The organism is Nostoc sp. CALU 546 (assembly GCF_048836525.1).
The window spans coordinates 85750-109487 of the sequence record NZ_JAWJTF010000009.1 but is presented as its reverse complement, the minus strand read 5'-3'; the positions used below and the strand labels follow the sequence as shown (position 1 = coordinate 109487).

Genomic DNA, 23738 nt, shown 5'->3' with positions numbered 1-23738 from the left:
TCGCCTCATAATAAAGAAAGATTAAGCTGCACTCAGAAAACTCTCAATGAGCCAAACTAGCCTAAATTTAGTTGCAATATCTATCTTTCTCATGACCCTATCGGTACTGCTGGGGCCGTTCTTAAACTTATCACCGGCAGTACCGGCACTTGCTACCTTCACCATCTTAGGCATAGCGACATTAGATAGTTTCAGCTTGCAAGGCAAGGGTGGTACTATCTTTTTGGATTGGATAGCTGGTTTTTCAAGTGAACACCGCGATCGCATCGTCCACCACGAAGCTGGGCATTTCTTAGTTGCTTACCTGTTGGGTATTCCCGTTACCGGCTACACACTCAGCGCTTGGGAAGCCTGGAAACAGGGGCAACCTGGGCAAGGCGGCGTTAGCTTTGATGATGGCGAATTAGCATCTCAACTAGAAGCAGGTAAAATTAGTGCCCAAATGCTAGACCGCTACTGCACTGTTTGGATGGCGGGTATTGCTGCTGAAACCCTAGTTTTTAATAATGCTGAGGGTGGATCTGATGATAAAAACAAACTGATAGGAGTCTTGACAATTTTAGGCTTTTCTGAATCAGCTTATCAGCAGAAACTACGGTTTCATACCCTCCAGGCAAAAACTCTACTGCAAGAAAATTGGTCTAGCTACGAGGCTTTAGTTAATGCCATGCGACAACGCACTTCGGTAGAAGATTGTCATGCTGAGTTAGGAGTAGGGAGTGGAGAGTGAGTACAGGCTGGCGAATGATGGATTATACCTTTTAGAATTACAGGTGATCGCACTACTACAATGTCTCAGCTAGTTTTGAGAGTTTGTAGTAAGGACTATAGTGCTTAGAAAATCAGGACTAAAGTCCTTACTACGAACTTGCTTCTTCAATCAACTCTGGCGCGGAGTGCGGGAGATGGAAAGAGAGTTTCAAATCCAGCTTGTCGCTCGTTTAAGGGTTCTAAAGCATCATTCCAAAGGCTTTCATAATAAAAGAAGGTTACGCCTAAACCGCGTTCTTGAGCAGCACGCACTTGAGATTTAATTTGCTGCATGGGAACTGGGTTATTTCGTAACCCGGTCATAATGCCAATTCCAGTTGGAATTGTTTGTTGCGCTTCCTGAATTTCTGGGCGGGAAATATTTGCCACAAAACTTTGCAGATCGGGACGATAAATTTGCACAATTAACTCGTCCACAATATTTTGTCGCATCCAACTTAGCCAATCTTGCAGGTGAAACTTGTAAGCAAAATCATAGTAATTGGGAGAAACGGAGAAAATCGCCTGGGGTTTTCTCTGCTTTACCGCTTGGTTAAGTTGTACCATGAACGCCGTAATTTTATCTGCCCGCCACTTTATCCATGCCTGATCTTGAGGATTAGTTGGGGGAGGATTCTTAGTTTCTTTGGTGTATAAAGCAACCGTATATTGGTCGTAACCAAACTCGTGAGGCAAACTCATGTGATCGTCAAACTGAATGCCATCGGCATCATATTGAGTAACAGTTTCCAGCACAAGATTGGTGATGAACTGTTGCACTTGGGGATGGAAGGGATTAAGCCACATCACCTCACCCGCTGCACTGATTGAAGTTTGGCTACCATCCCGCTTTTGTGTGAACCAATCTGGATAATTCAGTGCAAGTTCCGAGGTTGGGGGAGCCATAAAACCAAACTCAAACCAGGGAATTACTAGCAATCCTTGGCGATGTGCTTGAGTAATCAGGTCTGCAAGAATATCATGTCCATCTGAACCTTTGTAGACAAAAGGTTGAATACCTGCACGTTGCGCGATCGCACTGGGATACATCACATACCCAGAATTCCATACCACCGGATAAACTGTATTGAAGTTCATCCGCCGCAGTTGAGTTACCGCATCCTGCACTTTGGCGCGATTCTTGAGGGTGTCAAAATCATTAGTAGTCATCCAAACCCCGCGAATTTCCTGACGGGGTATCTGTGCGATGGCAGGAGTGAAACTGTCTACCAGTAATACCGTAACAAAGGATATTAAAATGAGAATCGGAAAAAGAGACTTGAGCGCTCGCCGCCAAATTTGAACAATAAAAGGTGATTTCATAGATTTGAATGATGCATTAGCTACCCACACACGCCATTGCTCGTTTTTATGATTGAATCTACTAACCATATAGTTTACAAGTATTTATGCTTACTACAGGATTGATGAGTTGGTAGTTGTTCGTTCCCTGCTTATGGAACTTTTGCACCAGAAAAACTAAAGCAGACAAATTAAGATAGTTGACGCAGCTAATAAGCATTTGTGCCCAATAGATATTGGTATGGGGAATTGGGAATAGGGAATTGGGCATGGGGCATTGGGTATGAGGGAAGAGATAAGGAAGGGGTACAAGGTAAAATTTTCTCCTTTATCTTTCCTTGCCTCCCCTGCTCCCCTGCCTCCCCTGCTCCCGATCTTCACATTCCCCCATGCCCTACCTGTGTCACAATAAAGAACTGTAATAAGAAAAATATTGTTAAGGTAATTTAGTGAGTCCAACTGCTCAATCCACGGCAAGTGCGCGTCGCGTAGTATTTCCTTTTACGGCAATAGTGGGCCAGGAAGAAATGAAACTGGCGCTGCTATTGAACGTGATTGACCCCAAAATCGGGGGTGTAATGATTATGGGCGATCGCGGCACCGGGAAATCCACAACTATCCGGGCGCTGGCGGATCTGCTGCCAGAAATTTCTGTGGTTGCCAATGATCCCTTCAGTAGTGATCCTAGCGACCCCGACTTAATGAGCGATGAAGTCCGCCAACTGTTAGAACAAGGGGCGGAAATTCCTGTAGCTCACAAAAAAGTCCAAATGGTAGACCTGCCACTAGGAGCCACAGAAGACCGAGTTTGTGGCACAATCGATATCGAGAAAGCTTTATCTGAAGGTGTCAAAGCTTTTGAACCGGGACTACTGGCAAAGGCTAACCGAGGCATTCTCTATGTGGATGAAGTCAACTTACTAGACGACCACCTTGTAGATGTGTTACTCGACTCCGCTGCCAGTGGATGGAACACTGTAGAACGGGAAGGTATTTCTATACGTCACCCAGCACGTTTCGTTCTTGTGGGTTCTGGAAATCCAGAAGAAGGTGAACTACGCCCCCAATTGCTCGATCGCTTTGGGATGCACGCAGAAATTCACACAGTAAAGGAACCGGCTTTGCGGGTGCAAATTGTAGAACAACGGGCGGATTTTGATCAAAATCCTCCAGCATTTCTCGAAAACTACAAACCCCAGCAAGAAGCATTACAACAGCAAATTGTCAATGCTCAACAGCTTTTGCCAAAAGTGAACATGGACTATGATCTACGGGTGAAAATTTCTGAAGTCTGCTCAGAACTGGATGTAGATGGTTTGCGGGGTGACATTGTTAGTAACCGCGCCGCCAAAGCCTTAACAGCTTATGAAGGACGCACTGAAGTTACAGTTGATGATATCCATCGCGTAATTACGCTATGCTTGCGTCACCGACTGCGGAAAGACCCCTTAGAATCGATTGATTCTGGCTATAAAGTCGCCAAAGTTTTTAGCCGTGTTTTTGGCGTCGAACTACCAGAAAGTGATACTGCACAAAAGAACGGCACAGGTCAAAAGTTAGGAGCTAGAGGTTAAAAGTTAGGAGCGGAGCCGGAAACGCTCCGCCTCCGATGAAGAATTAATAGTTAAGAGTTTTGAATGGAAAGCTGCTTCATATCTCACAACTTTAATTCCTCAATCAGCACTGACTATAAATCACAACTCCTAACTCTTAACTCAGCACTTAGCACTCAGCACTGAATATGAGATTTTGGTCTTTTTGGTTCAACAGCTTTATTCTATCTAGCCAATACGATCCGCCCAGGTTTGTAGAGTTATTGATGCTCTTATTAGCGATCGCTATGCTGGCAATAGGCAGTATTTTACCCGACAGGCCGTATTTAATCTTATGCCTGAGCTTATTAGTGGGGTCATCTATTTCTATCTTAGTGCGGGAAGCGATCGCCCCCTCACCCCAGACACGAATTACCCAACTAACAGCATCTCTATTGCTCATCATCAGCCTCTATGGCTTTGCTGACTTAATGTACACTCTTTAAAATTAGTCATTTGTTATTTGTCCTTTGTTATTTGTTAGTTATAAGCCAATACGGTTGAGTTAAGGAAAATTGTAAGTTTGGTTAAGCAAAGCGCAACCCAACAAAGCCCCGAAAATGTTGGGTTTCATTCCTCAACCCAACTTACAGATTTCAAGATTTTTGGCGCTAACCCAAGCGTATTGGATAACTCAATACGCTTGGGTTAAGGTTTATTGGTGTAGGTAATTGGTCTTTGAAGACGCGATAAATCGCGTCTCTACATGAGGGTTTTGTTGCTCATTCTGAACTGTGTTGAGTTATAAACACCAATAGACCAATGACTAATGACTAATGATTCCATTTTTGCATTTCCACCAATTCCATACACAACTCATTAATTTGCTCCAAATCAGGTTTATGAGGTAGGGCAGATTGTTCGCAAACAATTTCCATTTCGGCAACCAAATCTTCTGCCATTTTCATTACCTGCTCATAAGAATACTCACCCTTTAAAATAGCTTTTAAATCCTCAACATCACCAGCTATTCTTCTATCTACAATCACTTCACCGTGCCGTAATATTTCTACTCCACTGCGTAACAATCTAATGCAGTGCATCCCATGTTTGAGGTCAAAACCCGATTTTCTTTCCATTTCTGCCCTAGCCGGATTCCTATTCTCCTGCCAAGATAAGTAAGCCTTCCATTCTCTTAAAGCTATTTGATAGCTTTGGCTTTTCTGAAGCAGACGAATAAAATCTTTACGGCTATTGGTTAACTTTTGGGTATATTCCAAAGTCTCATCGGGTAAAGTATATTGTTTTAAGACTCCTTTAAAATCAATATCTGCTGTCAGCAATTGATATAATTGTTCTGCTTCTTCCAAAAACTCAATCCGTCCTCTGATTAAGTTATAAAGATACTCCAGAAAAGCATTTAGCTCATCTTTGCTCAGAGGTGCTTCGTCTTCTATAGCGAAGTCAGATGGTATTGGTTTTTTTTGCGGTGGTTTTAATAGCCACTTACGATGAGTTTCCATCTTTTTAATTTGGGCAAAGGCATAACCAGTGTAAGTATGTTTTACCTTTTTACTCAAAAATAACTGTTTATGATTAATTAAATTCTGTCCTACTGTGTTTAAAAAAGGATAGTTATTTAACCAGAGCAATTCTAAAACATTGGGATTTGCACCCGCTAATAACTGGAGGATTTTTCTTAATTCATATATAACTGTGTCTTTATTACCATCAACGAATGGAAATATTCCTGGTTCATCCCAACCAGTATCTTTTTGTTCTATGCGATCAAATCCCAAGTAGTACCTTTTGGGCGCGATAAATACTCCCCGATAATCCAAGTCTGAATCAGGACGATTTAAACCATAGCCGTGACTACCTGCCAAACCAATTAAAATAGTTCTTTGCTCAACTTCTATTCTTTTCATATCACCTGATTAAAATATAGTCATCCTAACTCATGAGTTAAGCAGGTGGGAAGATAGCAATTCGAGTTACTTGGTTTAACAGAAATGCTCCTAAAGGTGATGATGCAACGGTATCTCCTTGAGGAGCATAATTTGTCAATTCAGTTGTTCCTATACTTTCGATATTCCCAGAACAGGAATTATCTAGGATTAAGGTGGCGTCTAGTCCCCCATCCTGGATTGACAATGGCGGCTAAATCTTCTTCAGATAATTTGTTGATTTCGCTATCCAGTTCTTCAACGGTGAAATCATAGCCACGCTCTTGAGCAATCTTGATAAATGCTTCTGGATTAGCTGTTGCTTTGAGTTTTTGTTGTAATGCTTGATCTGCTTTTACGGCTTGAAAAAGTCGGGCAGCATTTTGCTGTGTCATGACAATCCATCTCCTGTTTGAAATATCAGGTTTGAATGTGGTAATTTAATTCCTGGGGATTCACTAACTTTTGTAAAGATGTAAAGATTTTATAGATTTAGCATCTAATTACAATTTTAAAATAAAGAAGAAAAATGTGTTGATTTTGACAAGAAAGTATAACTTTTAAGTTAAAAATAATGTTACTTTTTGCAAAATTCAGCCCTAAGATAGTAGTAATTTTTATCTAAAAAGCATTTATTCTGACTTTTAAAATTTTAGATATTGGGTTTTCCCTTCTCCCTCCATCTCAAGAGTTTCCTTGTCCTCTTTGCTGACCAGACGCCGATGCCAAATCCAAAAAGCTTATTAAAGCTTGACTTAATACCTGTGAATAAAATAGTATGTTAGATTGTCTGTCTAATTCCTGCTCGGATCAGGTAGACATATTACAAAGGCTGGCAAAAGCGTCTCTACAGAGATAAAAACCAGCTACCTGTACGGCAACCTCAAGGACAATTCCATGACCTACGCGATTATTGAAACTGGCGGCAAACAAATACGAGTAGAGCCAGGACGGTTTTATGATATTGAACTGCTTGCGATCGAACCAGACGAAAAAGTTACAATAGACGCTGTATTACTCGTGCAGCACGATGGTGAAGTCACCATTGGACAGCCACTAGTGACAGGTGCGACTGTAGAAGGGACTGTAATGCGACATTACAGAGGTCGTAAAGTCCTGGTATACAAAATGAAGCCGAAAAAGAAAACCCGCAAAAAGCGGGGGCATCGTCAGGAAATTACCAGACTTATGATTGACTCCATCACCCTTAACGGTGCAGTGTTTGCTGCCCAAGGTGAAGCGGAGAAGGAAACCCCCGTTTTAGATGAGACTCCTGCCGAAGAAGTTGAAACTGTTGTTGAATAATAATAATTAAGAAGAAGATACAAAAGAGGAAATCATGGCTCATAAGAAAGGAACAGGTAGTACACGCAACGGTCGTGATTCTAATGCTCAACGTCTGGGTGTAAAGCGTTATGGCGGTCAAGTTGTGCGTGCAGGAAACATTCTCGTGCGTCAGCGTGGTACTAAATTCCACCCTGGTAACAACGTCGGTATTGGTAGCGATGACACTCTGTTTGCTCTAATCGACGGTGTTGTAATGTTTGAGAGAAAGGGCAAAACCCGTAAAAAAGTTAGTGTTTATTTACCCATAACTGCTGTTGAAGCAGCTCCTGCTGAGGCAGTAGCAAGTTAGAGTGGGAGGGTGGGTAATAGCGCCCACCCTAATTGCTAGTTAGCGCTGATGTGATAATCAGATTTGCATGAATATTCCCAAGATATTCACAAGATATTCCCAAGATTTGCTTAAAATTCCCTTTGTTTCTCTGTTTTCCATAGATTAATATCAGGATCACAAAGGGCAGATATTCTTCAAAACAAAATATTACACTAAGAAATTGGATTGCGTAGCTTGCCGTTGTAGGCATTGCATATCAAGTCTTACTTCGGATGATTGCACTAAATGTTCCAAAGTTCAGGATAGCCAGTCAGAGATATGTTTGTTCGGAAACTCTGTCTATTAGGTGATGTGGTCTTTTGGGTCTAGTGATAAAACCATCAGTGCAATGAAGACATTGCTTATCATACTAAGTTGCGTTTATTCACTAGGGTAACTAGAAAGACTTTTATGCAGTTTGCAACTTCAAACTCGAATGCTAAGATACCGAGCAGTCAGCCCATTCTGCATCAGCATGGTCGAGGAACTCAGCCGTTGGGCACACTTCTTAATCTATCAAGTCCACAAGATTTGCTATCAATTCTGCAAGAACTTCGCCAGAACGTTGAAAGCGAAGGACAAGCGACCTTTAACCAGTGGCGATCGCACATTCAGCGTCCTGAGTTTCTTTCTAGTGCCTTGAATTTAGCTGAATATCTAGCTTTACGTCGGTACGATCTTCGCTCCCTCCAAGCTGCACTAATGCCTTGGGGCTTATCCTCATTAGGACGGATTGAAGCACGGGTGATGCCCAATCTTGATGCTGTCATTACCACCTTGGAAGTTATTTGCGGCTCCGAGTCTTCCCAGCACCTTAACCGTCCACCTATCGAGTTCTTTTTTGAGGGCGATCGCTTACTACAACAGCACACCGAAGAATTATTTGGTCAGTCTCCAGACCAGCGTCGGGTCAGGATTATGGTAACACTACCCACTGAGTCCGCCACTGACTACAAGATGGTGCGAGAAATTATACAACGCGGGGCAAACTGTGTGCGAATTAACTGCGCTCATGATACAACCGAATCTTGGGAGCGGATGATCGACCATATCCGTCAAGCAACACAGGAAATGGGAATGCCTTGTAAAGTCATGATGGACTTAGCTGGTGTGAAAATCCGCATAGGACAGGTACTTGCACCACTTCATAAAAAACGGGTATTTAAAGGAGATCATATTCTGCTGTCGCGATGTGAGCCTGAACTCGGAAATGAGTCAGAGACAGGAGAGTTCATCCCATCATCCGTAGAGCATTTCCAAACTTGGTGTACGGTTCCCGAAATTCTCGATTTGTTAACTGTTGACACCCCCGTATATATCGACGATGGCAAAATTCGGACTCGCGTAGTTGACACCCAGTACTCATTACCCGATGGACAACCGCGACTTTTACTACAAGTGACTCATGCTAGCCCAAAAGGAGTTAAACTCAGACCTGGAAAGGGATTGAATTTCCCAGAAACAGTCTTACCTCTTAGCCCACTGACTGAAAAAGATTTATCCGACCTAGATTTTGTGGCCACTCACGCAGATATTATTGGTTACTCTTTTGTACAACATCCTGCCGATATTGAGTTACTTCAACAAGAATTGGACAAGCGCTCTGAGGGACGATTAAGCCGACCGGCGATCGTGGCAAAAATTGAAACTGCGATCGCAGTTTCCAATCTGCCAGAATTAATCATCTACGCAGCGGGGAAGCAATCATTTGGTGTCATGATCGCCAGAGGTGATTTAGCCGTTGAAATTGGATACCAGCGTTTAGCAGAGATCCAGGAAGAAATTCTCTGGCTTTGCGAAGCGGCTCATGTTCCTGTTATTTGGGCAACTCAAGTACTAGAGAGTTTGGTAAAAGATGGCACACCTTCGCGGGGAGAGATGACCGACGCCGCAATGGCTGAACGTGCTGAGTGTGTGATGTTAAATAAAGGGCCGTTTATTTCGGAAGCGATCGCCATTCTGGATGATGTTCTAACACGCATGGAAGCCCATCAAGTGAAAAAAACGCCACAGTTACGAGCGCTTCATTCGTGGTAATTTTTTAACCTGAACTCATTTTTCTTCGACGGACACATATACCGTCGTTTCGCTCCATTTTTCTACTCAAGCTATGTGAGACAGCAGTATTATCTTAATGATCGCTAGCGGACTGTAAATCTATGAGTCTGATTCTTCCCAAACATACCCTATCCCGTCGTCGGTTACTTCAACTATCTGGACTTTCAGGGGTAAGCTTTCTTCTAGGTGGCTGTGGGACAAATTTGTTCTCAGATAATGTACGGCAAATCTCTGAGCCACTAAACCAAAGTCTTGAAGCACTCCTGCTAACTCAAAAACCCATACCTGAATTTCCTATCAATGCCATAGAAGCAGACAAATTGCTGGTTAATACCTTTGACTTCACTCCGCAAATTGATCCAGCACAATTTCGCTTAATAATTGATGGTGAGGTCAATAATGCAATGCAATTGAGTATGGCAGATATTCAAAAACTTCCCTTGACTTCAATGGTGATTCGCCACGTCTGTGTTGAGGGCTGGGCTGCGATCGTTCAATGGGGAGGTGTGCGATTACGAGATTTAGTAGCGCTGGTACAGCCTAAGTCAAACGTCCGCTATGTCTATTTCAAATCTGCTGATGGCTATTATGAAAGCTGGGATATTGCCTCTGTTATACATCCTCAAACTCTCATGGCTTATCAAAAAAATGGACAACCCTTATCAGTTGATAATGGTGCGCCTATGCGCCTAGCATCTCCAATTAAACTAGGTTACAAGCAAAGCAAGTGGGTAACTCAAATTACATTCGTCAGCAATTTGTTACCTACTAAAGGATATTGGGAAGATCAGGGCTATGAGTGGTTTGCAGGGCTATAAGGCAGGCAAAAAGCTAATCTATATCGGGTTCAACGCCTAGCGATCGCAATTGTGCAATCAACCGTTCGGCCCGTAGTCTTTCTTGTTCAGCTCGTTGACTTTCTTGTTCAGCCCGTTGACTTTCTTGTTCTGTAGAAGTCAATACCCAGCAGCCTGTCCAATCATACCACCGTAACCAAGGCTGTTCTACATTTTGATAGCGTCCCTGCCAGACACCCAAGCCTAGTTCTAGTTCTGGTATCCAGAAGCGCGACTCTGACAGTGTTATCTCAGCATAACGACCACCGTCTAATTTAAACACCCTTAATTTATATTTGTACCGATCAAATACTACATAATAAGGAACACGTAGAATCCGTTCATATACTTCCCATTTTCCTGGTGGTTGCTTGACATCTCGCAATGTCTGCCCTAAGTCTTCCTTTTCAGTTCCGGGAGACAGCAATTCAACCACAATAAAAGGCTGAACTCCCTCTTGCCAAAGGACATAACTTAAGCGTAAATCTCGTTGTTCGTAGAGACGGGAAACACCTAAAACGGCAAACCAATCTGGTCGTTTATGCCACAGTGGATGGCGCGGGTCATAATAAAGATTTAGATCGCTAGCAACAAATATCTCGTCGCTAGGATAATTTGGTGGACGAAAGGTTTCGTCTAACAGACGAGGTTGCAATAAATGAAACTGATCGGGCAAACCAGGCTCCTCTGGGTCTTCACTGGGAAGATCATACATGGTCGGCAATACATCTTTTGGCGATCGCGGCGGGTCAGTTTGATACATCATAAAGCAATCCTAATGATGAAACTCTCAATTCTATTATGATTCAATTGTTTTTGAGTGACTCAACACCTTGCAGAACGGGATAGCATAAATTTCTCGCCCTCCGCCGCAAATTTGCCGCGAACCATCAGCACAGTTTCATCAAAAGTATGGGTGAATGCTTGCACATCTTTGACATCCAGAAGTTCTGGACTAAAGTAAATCACCGCTTCTTCAATGGGTTGAGTTATCTTACTAATAATATTCTTTAAAGGCCATATCTGCGTTGTCACTAAATCGAAAAGATGAAGTCGGTTATCTTCTATCTCCATACAGGCGATTAAATCTAAATCTTCTGCATAATATAAGGGACGACTTCCTTCATTGACACAGAACACAGGTTTTTCGTTGACTACGCCAACTATATTAGAGACAGGAATGCGTGTTTCTAAAAGTCTATGTAGCAATGTGTAATCTTTAGTATTGGTAAAATCCAGTATTCTGAAGCTATCAGTGCTACTTGTGGGGTAACACTTAACTTTAAAGATGTGTTCTTCGACAACACGAAAGCCAAAAGGTAAGTAAAACTCTGGTTGTGGTGTCGTCAGTACCAGGGTTTCGTAAAGGCGATCGCGATCGCAATACCCTAGCACTTCCTCCATCACTTCCCGGTAATACCCTCTCCGGCGATACTCTGCACGGGTAGCTACTCCATGAACTCCTCCGACAGTGAGCCTTTGTCCCATAATTTGCATGGGAATTTGTAACACTCCCACATGGGTAATCGCTATATCATCATGAAAGCGCATAAACGGAGTTGAAGCTGTTTCCCAGGATGCACCTAGTTTTCTTGCACATTCTGCTAAACTGCTGAGTCCGGGAAATGTGACTTCCATCAAGTCAAAAAGCTTATCGCTTAAGCTGGGATCATCAGAGAATGACTGTTTGAAACGATACTGGCTCATAATTCAAGTATTACAATCAATTCAGTAGAGACTACAAAATCAATTCCAGCAAATCCAGAAAAAATAAATGAGTCATGAGTAATGAGTCATGAGTAATGAGTAATGAGTAATACCCATTACTTATTGCTTATTACTTTAAATAAGACTAAGCCATACTTCTCGCCAGTAGGCAAAAAGCCAATTCCTCGATAAACTGCTTGGGCTGCTTGGTTATTATCACCTGTAAACAGGATGGCACGTTTTACTCCTTGCGATCGCGCATCTAACAATGAACCTGCTACCACACTTTTGGCGTAGCCTTTACCCCGCAGCCCTGGCGGTGTCCAGACTCCACCAATTTGCACAATATTAGGTAAGCTAGCATTGAAAGCAGAGTAAGCAACTGGGGTATCTCCTGCTACCAAAACCCAATGCATAGCCGTAGCTTGACGTGCCTCAATTATGCGATCGCAATCAGGTCTTAAACTGGGAGTATCGGTTTTTCCTAAAGCTTCCACATTATAAGTAACGCACCACTCGCTAAGTAATTCCAACTCTTCTGGATATGGTAAACGACACTGCACCTTTGCTGATACTAAGGCTTGAGGTATTTGCAAATCTCCCAGTGCTAGAGAAAACAATATCTCAGCCTCATCAAGCTGAGTTGGTCGGTTGCTAAGTCCCAAAATGCTTTTTGTCGCTTCAACTTGTGCTGCTGGGCCACTAATTCCAGAGATGACACGTCCAGATTGTGCCACAACTGCTTGTACCACTTCTGGCAGATGTACAGGGGCTTGGACTACGATCATCCCATTCCAAAAATGGGCTGCAACTGCCACTATAGTTTCATCTATGTAGGCTGCTATATAAGTTCCTTGAAATCTTGCACCTTGGTCAAGCAGTCCCGCAGCTCGCCAATTAGAGCGCAAAAACATAGAAGTATCGGTGTGTTGTAAGAGAAATGCTTCCAGTGATACTTCATCTCCAGGTTGCAAAGTTCTCAAAATAGGCACAAAAACCTCCTAATAATTGAAAGGGACACAGCCTAACTGTGTCCCTAAAAGCTACTTCAAGATGCTAGGACTGGCGATAGCAGGCAAACTCCATTGTAAAAGTAGCCATACCAGAAGTAAGCGATCGCAATTCTGTAGAATACCCAAACATTCGCGCTAGCGGTACTTCTGCCCGAATCACCGTGTATCCCTGCATTGTCTCGGAACCTAACAACAAAGCCCGACGCGAGGATAAGTCCCCCTGAATCCTTCCCATGAACTCGTGGGGTGTTTCCACTTCTACAAGCATGATGGGTTCCAGGATGTAGGGTTTTGCTTTAGCGATCGCACCCTCAATTGCTTGATGAGATGCTGACCGGAAAGCCAACTCTGAAGAGTCAATTGGGTGATATGAACCACCATCCAAAACGACTTTCACCCCAGTTACCGGATAGCCTTGCAGCTTTCCTGATTGCATCGCCTCACGGAAACCCTTCTCGCACGCCGGGATATATTCTTTGGGAATCGCACCCCCAACCACTCGATTCTCAAAGACAAACGGTTCGTCTGTGGGTTCAATCCACCCAGTAATATGGGCGTACTGACCAGGGCCGCCTGACTGTTTCTTGAATCGGTAGTCAAAGGTAGCTTGTTGTCCAATGGTTTCCCGGTACGCCACGGCGGGAGTACCGACGTAGACCTCGGCATTATATTCTCGTTGGATGCGCTCCAGGTAAATTTCCAAGTGGAGTTCGCCCATCCCAGAAATTAGAGTTGCTCCTGATTCGGGATCGATGCTCAACCGGAAGGTAGGGTCTTCCCTTTGAAAGCGATTGAGTGCTTTGGAAAGGCGATCGCTATCTTCCTGTTTTTTGGGCGTAATCACCAGCGTAATCACTGGTTCCGGCACAAACATCTTCTCTAGAGATACCAGTGGTTCCCCAGAACAGAATGTATCACCAGAAGCACAATCCACACCCAACAGAGCCACAATATCCCCAGCAACGGCAACTTTTACCTCTTCTCGCTTATTGGCGTGCATTCTCACCAAGCGACCAATTTGCACCCGCTGTTCAGTCCGCGAGTTGTAGACGGTATCACCGGGTTTGAGCGTCCCAGAGTAAATCCGGGTATAGGTCAACTGCCCAAAGGATTCAACGGTGAGTTTAAATGCCAATGCCACCAAGGAAGCATTGGGGTTAGGGGAAAGAGCGATCAGGGATTGGGTACTGGGTACTGGGGATTGGGAATTGCTTGTCCTAGTTCCCAGTCCCCAATCCCCAGTCCCTAGTCCCTTGACGACTTCCCTATCTACGGGAGATGGTAGATAGAGCGTAACTGCATCCAATAAGTTTTGTACTCCTTTATTTTTGAATGCCGAACCCAGCAGTACAGGCGTGAATTCTAGACTCAAAGTTGCTTGTCGGATGGTTTCCCAAATTAATTCTTTAGGAATCTCCTCACCCGCCAACAACATCTCGGTCATCGATTCTGAGAACAGCGACAAAGTATCTAACAGCTTGTCGCGTGCCTGTTGCGCTTCATCCCTAAGAGGTTCGGGAATTGCCTTTTTCACGAAGTTTTCCCCGTTTTCACCCTCAAAGTAGTCAGCAGTCATTTCCACCAGGTCAATTACTCCCTGGAATTGGTCTTCACTGCCGATAGGATACTGGATCAATACTGCATTTAGTTGCAAGCGATCGCGTATTCCCTGTACTACGCGAAATGGGTCTGCCCCCGTCCGATCCATTTTGTTGATGAACGCCAAACGCGGCACACGGTAGCGCTTCATTTGCCGATCCACCGTAATTGATTGGGACTGCACACCCGCCACAGCACACAGCACCATCACCGCCCCATCCAATACTCTTAGAGCGCGTTCTACTTCAATCGTAAAATCTACGTGTCCAGGTGTATCAATCAGGTTAATTTGAGTATCGTGCCACTGGCAGGTGGTAGCAGCGGAAGTGATGGTTATACCATGCAGCTTTTCTTCTGGCATAAAATCCATCGTTGCACCCTTACCGCCTCCCCGCACTTCCTCAATAGCGTGGATTCTGCCCGTGTAGAAGAGAATTCGCTCTGACAGCGTAGTTTTACCAGAGTCAATGTGGGCAGAAATACCAATATTTCGGATGCGTGTTCGGGGAATCATAAAATTTCCTTTTGTTCAAGCGACAAACAGTCACCACCCAAGTGGTGATATAGTTTGTATTATATTTGTACTACAAAGAAAAGACAAGGCTGATAATACAGAAAAACCGTTCTGGCTTTTCACGCTATCTGGAAAACCTCTCTCCTAAAAGGCTACGGTGTACACACAAATCCATCTCACCCCCTCTAACTCCCCTTTCAAGGGTAGGTATTTAATAAAGGCGTATTTTTGCAGGTAAAATACTATCTAGCTTTTATCAGCAGAATTACTACGGGTGCAGGAGGGTGAATGCAAGTAGGAAAAAGCGAGGAATTAAGAGAATGGACTAGAAAAGTAATTGAAAAAATGCCAAATCTCACAAAACCTCAAGCTGTTGTACTGGCAATGTGGACTTTTGGGATAGTAATGACCCAATCAAGTGGACTGACAACGGTTTCAGTATTTTTAGCAGAACTACTGGGTAAAAAGGAGAATACTATACGTCAGCAACTGCGGGAATGGTATCGAGACGCAGAAGATAAAACAAAAACTGGTCGAACTTCATTGGATGTGACATCTTGTTTTAGTCCACTACTATCTTGGATTCTAAGTCTTTGGCCTAAAGGTGAAAAACGTCTAGCATTGGCAGCAGATGCTTCAACTTTAAGCGATCGCTTTACTGTATTAGCAATTAGCATTGTTTACCGTGGCTGTGGAATTCCAATTGCCTGGAAAATAGTTGAAGCTACCATTCCTGGAAGTTGGAAACCTCACTGGGAAGAATTATTTCGCCATATAGACAAAACTGTACCACCAGATTGGTTTGTAATTGTCACCACAGATAGAGGGCTTTATGCTGAGTGGTTGTATCAACAAATCTTGAACTGTGGTTGGCATCCTTTTATGCGGATTAACCTTCAGGGGCAGTTTCAAATTAAAGGTACTGTTTCTTGGCTACCTCTAAATACTCTTGTTCGAGAAGTTGGTCAGTCATTTGAGTCATTGGTAACTTGTTTCAAAAGTAACCCGATTGAATGTACATTGTTAGCCCGTCATGACGAGGGCTATGCCGAACCTTGGTTAATTCTCACCGATTTACAACCCGAAGTTGCGGATGCTTGTTGGTATTCGATGCGCTCTTGGATTGAATGTCTATTTAAAGACGGTAAAAGAGGTGGTTTTGCTTGGCATCAAACTAAAATGACAGATACCAAACGAGCCGAGAGACATTGGTTAGCGATCGCAATCGCTACTTTATGGCAGGTTAGTGTTGGAGGTGCTATTGATGCCAATTTGCCTATTAGTAGTTTAGACGAATTACCACAAACCCACGTTGCACGACGCAATTTGAAAAATAGTGTCTTCCATCGTTGTCTCTCATGTTTCCGTCGTGGATTTTTAGTGATTAAGGCTGCCGTTCTTAATCGTCTTCCCCTACCTCAAGGTAGCTTTTTCCCTGAACCTTGGCCTTCCTTGACTCCACAACTCCATGTCTCTCAAATCACCCTCTCTACTGCCTGATTTTTAAATACCTACCCTTGAAAGCTCTAACTCCCCCGATGCCTTGGGGGAGAACCGGGTATTTCCCCCCTTTCCAAGGGGGGATTAAGGGGGGTAAATCCAGGGTTTGCGCTTCATTACCAAGATGTGTGTACACCGTAGCCTAAAAGGAGAAATACTTTGAATTTTCCCCCTTCCCGCATCGGGAAGGGGGTTAGGTTTTTCGTGGGCCTGACAAACAGTTGATAACCCTGATTTTACTGTTGATTTATTTTGATATCTGCAAATTTAATTGCGTTGTTTTCGCTAATTAACGTTAAATTAACCTTCTTAACCCGAATTCACGTTAAATTTAGGCGAATAAATCTTAATACTCAGGTGAAAGATAGAATGGTAGGTTTTTTACAGTTTATCTATCCATAGGTACTGGATAAAAATTTCCAATTAGCTTTACTTCCTCCTTCCAAAGACGAGGAAGAATTCCACGCGGCAGTACTTCTTACAGTAGAAATCCTTCTATTCTTTTTCTTGTCATTCTTTCCTCATTTATCTGTTCCCTTGCGTCCATCGTCTTTCCCTCCTTTGAGTAATGATAAAGACTCTACGCTCCCTTCTTTCCTATGCAGCTTTAACTACTATAGTTTTCGTAGCTGTAGTCACAACCCAGTTAGTAACTACGCAAAAAACTCCTGCGATCGATAACATTACACCTACCGTTATTCACTCGTTTAATAGCAGTAATAAGTCCGATGGTTCGACTTCAGAGGCAATATCTGTAGAAAGCAGCGATAGTAACCTTTACGGTACGAGTTACGGGGGAGGCACAAATGATAAAGACCTGATTTTTAAGATTCCTCCTAATAGTAGTAATTTCAACCTTTTCTATTTGTTTAGGGAGAAGGATGGTCAAAGGACTAATCTTAAAGTCGCGGCTACCCAACCTACCACGAGCTTATACGTCTATGTGTCTCCCACGGGAAGCGACACTAAAGGCGATGGATCGCTAGGAAAGCCATTGAGGACGTTGGCATATGCAGCAAAACGAGTTCAACCGAATAAAAACTACACGATTTATTTGAACCCAGGTGTTTATAGGGAGACGGAAGCGATGGTACTTCCGCCGGGAGTGAATATCGAGGGAGCAGGTGAATCAAGGGTGACTATCACTAGCAACGGTGCAATTCCTGCTCCAGGAGTAAACACAGGTAGTAGCAACTGGAGTCTTTTGCATCATGGAAGTATTATTCAGCTTGTCTCGCCTAGCTACTCCGGCTCAAGCCCTCGGTACGGATCTCCTTCGGAGATGATTGGGGCAACAGATGGTAATCAGACGTTAGGCGGCTTCACCATAGACGGGAACGGCAAAACCATTAAAGCCGGCATCTGGGTAGAAAATCGTAACAACGTGACTGTGCATAATGTCACATTCAAAGATTTCCAGCACAGTGGTGCAGTTTTTACTCGTGGCGATATGTGGTGGTTCGTGCCGCTTCCAGAGGGAAAGTGGATGAAAAACACAACGATACATGATTGCACATTTATCAACTCCGCAGCGGATTGGGTATCGGGAGGATCTACCGGGAACCTGAGACTTGGAGGGCTAGATGGTGCCAACATCTACAACATTACTATCCGAGAAAATAAAGGATACGGCATAAAGTTCATGCATGTAGGTCATCTACGTAACGTGAAGATTCACGATTGTGACATCCAGGTTCCAGAAGTTGATTCCCAGTGGAGCGAGGATGCTTCCATTGAACTTTGGAATTTGAGTTATGGAAACGAAATCTACAACATTACCTGTAATACGTGGTTATCGATGGTCAATCATTCAGTAATCAATGAATACCAGCCGACAGCTAAACACCCAAGTAATCTCAAGATGCGAAATGTCCGAATAAAAGATATTGACGGACAGAGTGTTAAGGAGTCAATCGAAGTTGCCTTGAGCGGAGTCGAGATATCCAACTCCTACTTTCAGGATAAGGGCTTCGGTATTGCGATCTGGGGAGGGAAAGCATGGGGCGGAAGTATAGAAAATTACGACATCAACATCCACAATAATATTTTCGCCAATGTTGCTCGTAAAGTTCAATTTAGTTTCGGGAAAAGTGCTGCCATCTTCATTCCCGATTCAGCTTCCAACATCAATATTCACAACAATGTGTTCGATAACTTAGGGAATAGTCTACAACTCGACTCCGCAGACAGGATATCGATCAAAAATAATGTGTTCTTGAACTCTCAAGGAGACGATGTGCAAGGAGGTAAGAACATTGCTTTCACTAATAATCTCCGCAGAAATACGAACTCAGCAAAGCCGAGTTGGCAGATCCAATTCGCGGTTAATGCGACAAACATCCAGGGTGATCCAAGATTTACAAGCACGGGCGACCGTTGGAACTCTTACTACAAGGCGGCTTCGTCACGCAGTCTTGTGGTGGATAGAGGAACTTATGTAGGACTTGCTTACTCCGGTTCGGCACCTGACATCGGTCGATGGGAGTGGTAAGAGACGTTGAAGGAGGCAGGAGGCAGGAGGAGGCAGGAGGCAGGAGGCAGGAGGCAGGAGGTTTGACCTCAGTTGGGAATTGAAACCCCACCTGAATAAGTAGCCCCAAATTTTCAATTTGGTGGGGGTCTTAAACCCAAGTTCGCTTTGGTCACAGTAGGAAACAGATAGCGCAGCGTAATGGCAAATAAACGTTTTTATCACATTGGTTTTGGGCAAGATGATTTAGGTTCATCGCCTCCCAGCATTGCTCTATTATCTGGCGATCCAGAGCGATCGCGTCTAATTACCCAAACTTATTTACAAGATGTACGCGTGTTGTCAGAAAATCGCGGACTCAATAGCTATGTGGGATACTTACCGAATGGTCGCACCATCTTATCAGCTACTAGTGGTATGGGTGCGCCTTCATTAAGTATTGTGGTCAATGAGTTGGTACAAGTGGGAATCCGGCAAATTATTCGCATTGGCACTTGCGGTTCCATTCAAGCTTATATACCAGTTGGTAGCGTTGTTATTAGCAGTGCAGCATTGTGTCGTCAAGGTGCAGCTTATGACATTGCACCTGTGGAGTATCCAGCCGCAGCCGATCCTTTTTTGACAGTCGCTTTAGTTAAAGCCGCACGAGAATTAGAGATTGAACATTACATCGGAATTACGGCATCAGTTGATACTTTTTACGAAGGACAAGAACGCACTGATTCAGCAAATCCATATTTAATGCGATCGCTGCATGGCATCACAGAAGAATATCGGCGCTTGAATATCTTGAATTACGAGATGGAATCCGGCACACTGTTCAAAATGGCAGGAGTGTATAATTTTGCAGCAGCAGCTATTTGCGGTGTAGTTGCTTCGCGTACAGATGGTGAAAATATCATTTTGGAACAAAGAGATATTGCTGTGAAAAATGCGATCGCAACTGCTGTAAATGCAGCAGCAAACCTTGAGTAAGCTAACAAATTGCTCTGATATGACTTTTTATAAGAAGAATTCAGAACTCAGGAGTCAGAATTCAGAATTGAATTGGAGTCCAACTGGGTAATGAATATTGGTTTAAAACCTTGCCCGCAAGTGGCGCGAAAAAATTAAAATATTCTTGCCTTAAAACCTGGAGTTTATGGGTAGAGTATTCTGAATTCTGAATTCTGAATTCTGACTCCTGCTTTATTATGCCAGATTTAATATGCTCTAAGTAGTTTTATCATGTCTTTACCTAATCTTTAATTTATAATCAGTAATTATAGGTAGAATGTATTGAGTAGAGATGCAATTTTATCTGATGAAACACATATATAAAAAGCTGTTTTATGGCAGTTATCGTTTGTATGCAATGCATTTTGACCTCTCTCCAAACCTCTCTCCTAAAAGGAGAGAGGCTTTAAATTGTAGGTTGGGTTAAGCAAAGCGCAAAAGTAGCGTGAATATCATAGAAAATTATAGTAATCAAAAACAATAAAAGTTAAAATTATTGTTTAGTTTCAATTAATAAAAGTTGCTGTTATAGATTAAGTACTTGAGATTTTAATACCATATTTTGCAGCAATTAAGTAAGTGGACAAGAATAAATAAAACTATATTAAGTAATGTAAGATTCAATTTAATTAGCTCGTAGTAAGGGCTTTAGCCCTTAAGAGAGGACTAAAGTACCCACTACAAACCTTTAATTATTTACGCCCACTTACTTACGATGAGTTTAGCTATTAAAAAATATCACAAAAATTGTAGGATAATATAATATGAATAATGCTTGGAAGCGTTGGAATACGACCGTTAACCTGGCTGCGATTGCACTCATGCCGGCGCTGATATTTTTAGCATTCTCTCATCGGGCAACGGCTGACGATCCAGGAGCATGTTACATGATAAACTCCTCTGGCAAAACCGTTGGATTGGGAAGGCTTTGTGGCAATAGTAGTAATATAGCCGCACCTTCAGATAACAAAGTTTTTCGAGTCTCAATCAAACGCCGCTTTGGTGGAACTCCTGTAATTGATGTCACCTTCAACGACAAAAAAACCTTTGAAATGATTGTAGATACAGGTGCTAGTGGAACCATTATCACTCAAGGTATGGCGAATACACTTGAACTACAGGCTACAGGTTCAATGCAAGCCCAAATTGCCGATGGTAGCGAAGTAGAATTTCCAACCAGTAAGGTAAAATCTATAGCAGTCGGTGGAGTGACAGCCAATAATCTTCAGGTTGCGATCGCACCAAAAGGAAGCATCGGCTTACTAGGCCACGATTTCTTTGGGAAATATGATATCAAGATTCTGGAGAAAGAGGTCGAATTTCATTACCGCTAATCCTTGCAGGTAGCAACTTATTGAGGTTTTTATTCAGCAGTCAGCACTCCTGAAGCAGGTTAAGAGCGTTATAGAATAAAAGAAATAAACCTTAAATACATTACGCTGATTCAGCAGAATTGCCCATGACCACTTCTAAACGCCAATACCACATTACTACTTTCGGTTGTCAGATGAATAAAGCTGACTCAGAGCGCATGGCTGGCGTTTTGGAAGACATGGGCTTTGAGTGGTGCCAAGATCCGAATAATGCAGATGTGATTCTCTACAATACCTGTACCATTCGGGATAATGCTGAACAAAAAGTATATTCCTACCTCGGCAGACAAGCGAAGCGCAAACATGAGCAGCCTGATTTAACCCTTATTGTTGCTGGTTGCGTTGCCCAGCAAGAAGGAGAAGCACTGTTACGGCGAGTACCAGAATTAGACTTGGTAATGGGGCCACAACACGCCAACCGTCTGAAAGATTTGTTGGAGTCGGTATTTGAGGGCAACCAAGTTGTCGCAACCGAAGCAGTTCACATTATTGAAGATATCACCCAGCCGCGACGGGATAGTACAGTGACAGCTTGGGTGAATGTGATTTATGGCTGTAACGAACGCTGCACCTATTGCGTAGTTCCCAATGTGCGCGGTGTCGAACAATCTCGCACGCCGTCAGCTATCCGGGCTGAAATGGAAGAATTAGGACGGCAAGGTTACAAAGAAATTACTCTACTCGGTCAAAATATTGATGCTTACGGCAGAGATTTACCTGGAGTCACACCAGAAGGTCGGCATCTGAACAACTTTACAGATTTGCTGTATTACGTCCATGATGTGCCGGGGATCGAAAGGCTAAGATTTGCTACTAGCCACCCCCGTTATTTTACTGAGAGATTAATTCAAGCTTGTGCCGAGTTGCCCAAGGTGTGCGAACACTTCCACATTCCCTTTCAATCTGGGGATAATGAACTGTTAAAGGCAATGTCGCGGGGTTATACTCATGAAAAATATCGTCGGATTATCGATACCATTCGCCGATATATGCCAGATGCCTCCATTAGTGCCGATGTAATTGTTGGTTTTCCTGGGGAAACAGAAGCACAGTTTGAAAATACCCTGAAACTGGTAGAAGATATTGGCTTTGATATGTTGAATACAGCAGCATATTCGCCGCGTCCAGGGACACCAGCCGCGTTGTGGGATAATCAACTGAGTGAAGAAATTAAAAGCGATCGCCTGCAAAGGCTCAATCATCTGGGAAACTTGAAAGTAGCAGAGCGATCGCAACGTTACTTTGGACGCATTGAAGAAGTTTTAGTAGAAGACCAAAATCCTAAAGATCAAACTCAGGTGATGGGACGCACTGGCGGTAATCGTTTGACCTTTTTTAATGGCAATATCCAAGAACTCAAAGGGCAGTTGGTAAAGGTAAAAATTACCGAAGTTCGCCCTTTTAGCTTGACGGGTGAACCGATTGAAGTGAGGCAAACGGTTTTGCAGTAAGAACTAGTTGAGGATTACTCCTGACTTATGATGAAGTTACCGCAAAGGATTTCAGTTCTTCTTTTTGGGGCTAGCTTGGCTGTACTTTCCCCTGAACTTTGTACTGCTTTCACTGTTCAAGAAGTAGCTAACCTTGCCCAAGCATCAAACGATTTGCCAGTAGTCAAATCAGCAGGACTGTCCCCCGATATGAATGTGCCTTGGTCGAAACCCGTGAAAATCGTTGACCCTTTTGAAGGAGAGTTTCTTGGGGTTTTCGACCGAAACTATTTAGGTGGTAATTTATACCGTGGAGGTTCAAAGCAAGTTATTAGTTTGTGGACTCCTTCGAGCATTCGAGTATTGATAACAGTAAATTCTGGTCAAGCCAGTTCTTATTTTTACACCGCAGGTCATGTATATCCCAGAACTGACTTTCTTGGGTTTGCCACTACCAAAAAAGTCGATAAACTTTTGCTCAAGGTCAGGGAAAAAGTTTTTCAATTAGACGGGTCAACCGGCACGTTTGCTGTCAGTCAAGAATTAGCCACTGCTTTAAAAAATGCTCCAGATGAGAACTTAGACATCAGACTAGTCTTGGAAGGAGGTCAAACTGTTGACAGCGAAATTGGCAAAGAAACGGTGAAAGCTTGGCGAAGCATTTATTAAGCGATCGCATTTTTTACCGAAACAGAATTCAGGAGTCAGGAGCCAGAAAACAGACATGAATTTTGTGCGACTAGTGGATAGCGCAGCGTTAGCGAGTATTCGAGCGTCTTCATTCTGACTCCTGTTAGCGGTAGCGGGGCGTTTAGCCCATTCTGACTTCTGAATTCTGACTCCTGAATTCTTCTTCAACCAAATATTATCTTTTATTAATCAAGGAAAGATTTCTCTCCTCTCATCAGGAATCTATCTGGTCAAACTTGTTTATATATTTAGACTTCTTTACAGTCCATACTGTAGGACTTACGCAAAACTATACGCGCTTTGGGGTAATACCCTGCTTTTCGGCTATTGTTTTGCGTAAGTCCTGTACTCACGTGTTATCACTC

The 23738-nt window shown here is 43.2% G+C and carries 20 protein-coding genes; 13 read left to right on the top strand and 7 right to left on the bottom strand.

Going from position 1 to position 23738, the window contains the following annotated elements:
• Window positions 1-46 precede the first annotated feature (46 nt).
• On the top strand, window positions 47-730 hold the full coding sequence (locus tag RRG12_RS07070; protein ID WP_420758807.1) for an ATP-dependent Zn protease: 684 nt from the start codon (window positions 47-49) through the stop codon (window positions 728-730).
• A 146-nt stretch (window positions 731-876) separates the two neighbouring features.
• Here RRG12_RS07070 and RRG12_RS07065 read toward each other — a convergent pair whose 3' ends face one another.
• Window positions 877-2142 carry a glycoside hydrolase family 10 protein gene (locus RRG12_RS07065; protein ID WP_420758806.1) on the bottom strand — a complete coding sequence of 422 codons (1266 nt, stop codon included), beginning with the start codon at window positions 2140-2142 and terminating at the stop codon, window positions 877-879.
• A 359-nt stretch (window positions 2143-2501) separates the two neighbouring features.
• Between RRG12_RS07065 and bchI the strand changes: the two genes are divergently transcribed.
• Window positions 2502-3626 (top strand): magnesium chelatase ATPase subunit I, encoded by a 1125-nt coding sequence (gene bchI / locus RRG12_RS07060; protein ID WP_420758805.1) that lies wholly within the window; start codon window positions 2502-2504, stop codon window positions 3624-3626.
• A gap of 167 nt (window positions 3627-3793) precedes the next feature.
• On the top strand, window positions 3794-4090 hold the full coding sequence (locus RRG12_RS07055; protein ID WP_069071595.1) for a hypothetical protein: 297 nt from the start codon (window positions 3794-3796) through the stop codon (window positions 4088-4090).
• 327 nt (window positions 4091-4417) lie between these two features.
• On the opposite strand, the gene RRG12_RS07050 is transcribed toward RRG12_RS07055, so the two are convergent.
• A complete protein-coding gene (locus RRG12_RS07050) occupies window positions 4418-5512 on the bottom strand; it encodes a DNA polymerase beta superfamily protein (RefSeq protein ID WP_420758804.1) in 1095 nt (364 codons plus the stop codon).
• Between the two features lie 179 nt (window positions 5513-5691).
• Window positions 5692-5925, bottom strand: coding sequence for a Nif11-like leader peptide family natural product precursor (locus tag RRG12_RS07045; protein WP_069071597.1), 234 nt, complete (start codon window positions 5923-5925; stop codon window positions 5692-5694).
• 502 nt (window positions 5926-6427) lie between these two features.
• On the opposite strand from RRG12_RS07045, the gene rplU reads away from it, so the two are divergent.
• From rplU to RRG12_RS07025, 4 genes are all read left to right on the top strand, one after another.
• Window positions 6428-6835, top strand: coding sequence for a 50S ribosomal protein L21 (gene rplU, locus RRG12_RS07040; protein ID WP_420758803.1), 408 nt, complete (start codon window positions 6428-6430; stop codon window positions 6833-6835).
• 34 nt (window positions 6836-6869) lie between these two features.
• Entirely contained in the window at window positions 6870-7166 is a 297-nt protein-coding gene (gene rpmA, locus RRG12_RS07035; RefSeq protein ID WP_069071599.1) for a 50S ribosomal protein L27, read from the top strand.
• A 432-nt stretch (window positions 7167-7598) separates the two neighbouring features.
• Window positions 7599-9224 (top strand): pyruvate kinase, encoded by a 1626-nt coding sequence (locus tag RRG12_RS07030; RefSeq protein ID WP_420758802.1) that lies wholly within the window; start codon window positions 7599-7601, stop codon window positions 9222-9224.
• A 122-nt stretch (window positions 9225-9346) separates the two neighbouring features.
• Window positions 9347-10063 (top strand): molybdopterin-dependent oxidoreductase, encoded by a 717-nt coding sequence (locus tag RRG12_RS07025; protein WP_420758801.1) that lies wholly within the window; start codon window positions 9347-9349, stop codon window positions 10061-10063.
• 13 nt (window positions 10064-10076) lie between these two features.
• Here the strand turns inward: RRG12_RS07025 and RRG12_RS07020 are convergent, their stop codons facing one another.
• From RRG12_RS07020 to fusA, 4 genes are all read right to left on the bottom strand, one after another.
• Window positions 10077-10844, bottom strand: a complete 768-nt coding sequence (locus RRG12_RS07020; RefSeq protein ID WP_420758831.1) for a Uma2 family endonuclease — start codon at window positions 10842-10844, stop codon at window positions 10077-10079.
• Window positions 10845-10906: 62 nt separating this feature from the next.
• Window positions 10907-11788, bottom strand: a complete 882-nt coding sequence (locus RRG12_RS07015; protein ID WP_420758800.1) for a GNAT family N-acetyltransferase — start codon at window positions 11786-11788, stop codon at window positions 10907-10909.
• A gap of 116 nt (window positions 11789-11904) precedes the next feature.
• The gene (locus RRG12_RS07010) at window positions 11905-12780 is read right to left on the bottom strand and encodes a GNAT family N-acetyltransferase (RefSeq protein ID WP_420758799.1); all 876 of its coding nucleotides are present in this window, start codon (window positions 12778-12780) and stop codon (window positions 11905-11907) included.
• A 64-nt stretch (window positions 12781-12844) separates the two neighbouring features.
• On the bottom strand, window positions 12845-14914 hold the full coding sequence (gene fusA, locus RRG12_RS07005; RefSeq protein WP_420758798.1) for an elongation factor G: 2070 nt from the start codon (window positions 14912-14914) through the stop codon (window positions 12845-12847).
• Between the two features lie 288 nt (window positions 14915-15202).
• On the opposite strand from fusA, the gene RRG12_RS07000 reads away from it, so the two are divergent.
• The 6 genes from RRG12_RS07000 (at window position 15203) to RRG12_RS06975 (ending at window position 23352) form a co-directional block, all read left to right on the top strand.
• Complete coding sequence (locus tag RRG12_RS07000; RefSeq protein ID WP_420758009.1) at window positions 15203-16414, top strand: endonuclease; 1212 nt, start codon at window positions 15203-15205, stop codon at window positions 16412-16414.
• A gap of 568 nt (window positions 16415-16982) precedes the next feature.
• Entirely contained in the window at window positions 16983-18905 is a 1923-nt protein-coding gene (locus RRG12_RS06995) for a hypothetical protein (RefSeq protein WP_420758797.1), read from the top strand.
• A gap of 180 nt (window positions 18906-19085) precedes the next feature.
• Window positions 19086-19859 carry a nucleoside phosphorylase gene (locus tag RRG12_RS06990; protein WP_420758796.1) on the top strand — a complete coding sequence of 258 codons (774 nt, stop codon included), beginning with the start codon at window positions 19086-19088 and terminating at the stop codon, window positions 19857-19859.
• Window positions 19860-20644: 785 nt separating this feature from the next.
• The gene (locus RRG12_RS06985) at window positions 20645-21214 is read left to right on the top strand and encodes a retropepsin-like aspartic protease family protein (RefSeq protein ID WP_420758795.1); all 570 of its coding nucleotides are present in this window, start codon (window positions 20645-20647) and stop codon (window positions 21212-21214) included.
• A gap of 125 nt (window positions 21215-21339) precedes the next feature.
• Window positions 21340-22704 carry a tRNA (N6-isopentenyl adenosine(37)-C2)-methylthiotransferase MiaB gene (gene miaB / locus RRG12_RS06980; RefSeq protein ID WP_420758794.1) on the top strand — a complete coding sequence of 455 codons (1365 nt, stop codon included), beginning with the start codon at window positions 21340-21342 and terminating at the stop codon, window positions 22702-22704.
• Between the two features lie 27 nt (window positions 22705-22731).
• Window positions 22732-23352, top strand: coding sequence for a hypothetical protein (locus RRG12_RS06975; RefSeq protein WP_420758793.1), 621 nt, complete (start codon window positions 22732-22734; stop codon window positions 23350-23352).
• The last annotated feature ends 386 nt before the right edge of the window (window positions 23353-23738 follow it).